3 protein-coding genes are annotated in these 3,648 nt (G+C 68.2%); all 3 read right to left on the reverse strand.

Annotated features, from left to right (window positions below; genetic code table 11):
- Positions 1-54: 54 nt before the first annotated feature.
- Positions 55-1,896 carry an ISAzo13 family transposase gene (locus tag ACIQU6_RS43995; RefSeq protein WP_403488242.1) on the reverse strand — a complete coding sequence of 614 codons (1,842 nt, stop codon included), beginning with the start codon at positions 1,894-1,896 and terminating at the stop codon, positions 55-57.
- A 22-nt stretch (positions 1,897-1,918) separates the two neighbouring features.
- Complete coding sequence (locus tag ACIQU6_RS44000; RefSeq protein WP_403488244.1) at positions 1,919-2,833, reverse strand: DDE-type integrase/transposase/recombinase; 915 nt, start codon at positions 2,831-2,833, stop codon at positions 1,919-1,921.
- 93 nt (positions 2,834-2,926) lie between these two features.
- Positions 2,927-3,328, reverse strand: coding sequence for a helix-turn-helix domain-containing protein (locus ACIQU6_RS44005; RefSeq protein ID WP_403488246.1), 402 nt, complete (start codon positions 3,326-3,328; stop codon positions 2,927-2,929).
- Positions 3,329-3,648 lie beyond the last annotated feature (320 nt).

A 3,648-nucleotide genomic window follows, 5' to 3' on the forward strand; every position in this document is an offset into this window, starting at 1 on the left:
CGTGTCACGGGCGTGGGTCCTTCCGTACGAACTTTGGTCGGTTCAGTACGAAACCTACGCTCGTGGCCCTTTTACACCACCTCCCGGACGCGACCTGCGGTGTCGACGCTGTTCGAGTGCGGCTGCGTAGGGAAGTGCGAGCTGCTCGTACAGCTCCTGGAAGGTATCGCGGCTCATCCCTGTCAGACGGGGGTCGGACAGAGTGTCCGGCAACGCGGTCTGTCCGGTGGGTTGCTCGTTGTCGAGGTAGTCATGCAGCTCTTGGACTTGATGGAAGCAAAGTGTGGTTGGGGCGACGGTGATTCTGTGCTCGTCGAGCAGCAGCCGGGTGTCCGCGATCATCCTGCTGATCGAGACACTGCTGATGCCCAGCAGTTCGACCAGAACCTTCTGGAAGCAGACCTTCCGCAGATAGACCAGGGTGATGACGATGCGCTCGAGGTCGGACAGCAGCGGACGGCCTGTCGGCGCGCCCGGTGCCCGCAGAAGCCGTCCACCCCGGCGCTCGTAGCGTCGCTTTTCGGCCTGGGCGGCCTGCGCCGGAGCCAGCAGCTCGGCGAGCCGGGCCAGCTCATCTCGGCCCATCCCGGTCAGCCTCGGGTCGGTGAGCATGGCAAGGGCCTGTGCACGTGCCTGGAGACGGGCATCGGAACGGACCGGGGCTGCGCTGCCGCCGGTGGGGTGGACGGTGTAATTCCAGGTGCCGCGCTGGGGATGGACCTCGATTGGCAGAGACCGTACGTGCTCGCGGCTGACGGAGATCCCCAGCGGGTAGGTGCCGGTGTCGAGCGCGGCCTCCACCCGCAGACCGGTCCGCGTGCGCGTGGAGGCGATCGTGTTCACCACGACCTCGTGGCTGGTCAGCGGACGTCCGCGCCAGTTCATCGTGATGTGCGAGAACAGCCTGTGCTCAATCTTGTTCCACTTGCTCGTCGCCGGCGGAAAGTGACAGACCGTGATCGCCAGTCCGGTCTCGGCCGCGAGGGCGGCCAGTTCCGATTTCCACAAACGGAATCGGTAGCTGTTGGAGCCACCCGCGTCCGCGGTGATCAGCAGCTTGGCTGCCGCCGGGTAGTCGCTCGCCCCGCGGGCCTGCCACCACCGGCGAATGGAAGCGACAGCGAACGCCGAAGTGTCGTGGTCCACACCGACATTCACCCAGCCGGAATCCGCAGTGAGGTCGTAGACGCCATAGGGGATGGCCTGCGTGGCGCCGGGACGGTCGGAGGAGAAGAAGCTGTGGTCCTCGACCTTGACCGGGTCCCCCTTCGGGCGCCATTCACGGCCCGCGTTGGGCACCAGCCCCAGTTGCTCCTTCTTCTTCGCATCAACGCTGATGACCGGCTCTCCGGCAGCCTGGTGCTGCTTGACCTGCTCGTTGATGTACTGGAACTGCGCGTCGCGGTCGGGATGCTGGTCTCCCTCCAGCACCTTCGCGGTGGCCTGGAGGCTGAATCCGCTCTCCCGTAGCAGCCGCCCCACGGTCGGTGCCGATATCCGGTGCCCCTGCCGGGTCAGTTCCTCGGCCAGGTGCCGCAGCGACTTGGTCGTCCAGCGCAGTGGTGACATCGGGTCTCCGCGCTCGTCCGGCTCGACCAGTGCCATCAACGCCGGGATCAGCTTCGGGTCCAGTTCCTCGGCGTTCTTGCGCCCGCCGCCGGACCGGCGGACCCGGGCACCAGGAAGAGGGTCCACACCCGCCTCCAGCTCGAAGACCCCCTTCCGTACAGTCGTCTCGCTCACCCCGGCGGCACGAGCGACAGCCCGTACTCCTCCGTGTCCCAGCAGCCGGGCCTCCGTGGCCAGGGCCAGTCGACGCTGCCGCTCGTTCAGGTGCGGGAGCAAAACATCAAATCTCAGGGCGAGTTGCCCACGAGCCTCACTCGTTACGCTCACGCTCCACCAACGAGCTGAGACCTTAGGAAGCGCCGTGTTGATTCTTTACGGCTCCATGCCGTGAACAGGCGGTTGAGCTCGCCGAGGTCAGCGATCTTGGCGGGGTCGACCTCGACGAGGAACTGGTCCCGCACCGTCCGAAACGCGCGCTCGATCTTCCCGCGCCCTTCGGGATGCCCCGGAGCGAGTGGATCAGCTTGATACCGAGCCTCGCGCAGGCCCGCAGCAGGGCAGAGTCGACAAAGGCGGAGCCGTTGTCGACATAGACCCCTTCCGGGACGCCCCTGGCCGCGAGCGCCGGCCGCAGGGCGGCGGCCAGGCGGACGGAGTCCTCGGCGTATCCCCAGCGGTGCCCGACCATCGCGCGTGAATGATCGTCCACGAAAGCGAACATATACGTCTTGCGACCTGCGATTTTCGGGCCGTGCAACGCGTCGCCGACCCAGAGCTCATTGGGCCGGTCGGCCTCGAACCGGCCGAAGACCGGCGGCGCCAGACCGTCGGGGCGGTCCAGCAGGTCCAGGCGGCCCAGGTGACGGTGGACGGTGCGATAGGAGGGGCCCCAGCCCAGGTGCTGGGTCAGAATCCGTACCACCTGCGCGGTCGTGCGCTGCGGGTTCTCCCGCTTGAGCGCCGCCGCGAGATCCAACACCTCCTCCGGTGTTCTGGGCGTGACCTGCCTCGTTGGTGGCAGCAGTGCGTCGAAGCCGCCCTCACGCCAGGACCTAAGCCACCGGTCCAGGGTGCCCCGGCCCACCGTGATCTGCCGTCCGAACGGATCCGTGTGCGTCTTCGCCGCCAACTGGCGGACCATCGCGCCGCGTTGGCGCGGTGACAGGGCAGGGTCGGCTGCCTCACGGATCAACTGGTAACGGAACAGCGCGACCTGATGGGCCCGCTCGGCCCGCCGGCGTTCCTCCTCATCGACCAGAGCCATCGTCGGTGACCTCCAAAAGGCTGCGGACATGTCAGCCAGCGAGCATGGAGCCTCACCCCACCGCCCGTCAGGGGCAGTTCGTGTTGATCGTTATCACCATGCCGAGGGCAACCAGGCGGGCGCCAGCAGCAGGCCACGGCTGACCGCCGAGGCCACCTCCCAGACCGGCGCGGCGACCACCAAGAACCTGGACCGGACCGCCATCGCGGCGGCGATCACGGCCGCGACCGCGTCACCGAACACATCAACCGCGGGCGCCGGCAGTGCCACCGACGGGTCGTCGGCGAGCGCGACCAGATGAGCGGTGAACACCCCCGCGACCAAGCGGGCCCGGCCGGCGAACCGCCGCAGCCAGCCCCGCACCGTCGTCTCCGGACGGCCCAGCCGCCCGGCGATCGTCCGATGCCCGGCCCCGGCCGCCTTCATCTCAAGCGCGATCCCGATCACCTCGGCCACGTCCGCCCGCCGCGACAAGCCGCTGACCGGCAGCAACACATGCGTGGCCCCACAGCCCGAGCACCGCGAGCGACGCGGACGTACATCGAGGCGCCCGTCACTCATCCCGCGCAGTCCGCGCGGCCTCGCCCACCCCCACGGCGCCAAGACCCCGCCACACGCCGGGCACCCCAACTCGCCTGCCACAAGCCGCCGTTCGACATCCCCGGCGTCCACCTCTACGGTGATCAAAGCGCCTCCGGGCGCACCCGAACGGCCCTCCCAACGGCGCTCCCAACGACAACGGGAGGGCCGTTTGCCGATCAAGACATGGTCACCGTGCCCCTCGGCACCCCGAAGATCAACCCACCTGCAACGAC

Source organism: Streptomyces sp. NPDC090442, assembly GCF_044769405.1.
Taxonomy (GTDB): Bacteria; Actinomycetota; Actinomycetes; order Streptomycetales; family Streptomycetaceae; genus Streptomyces.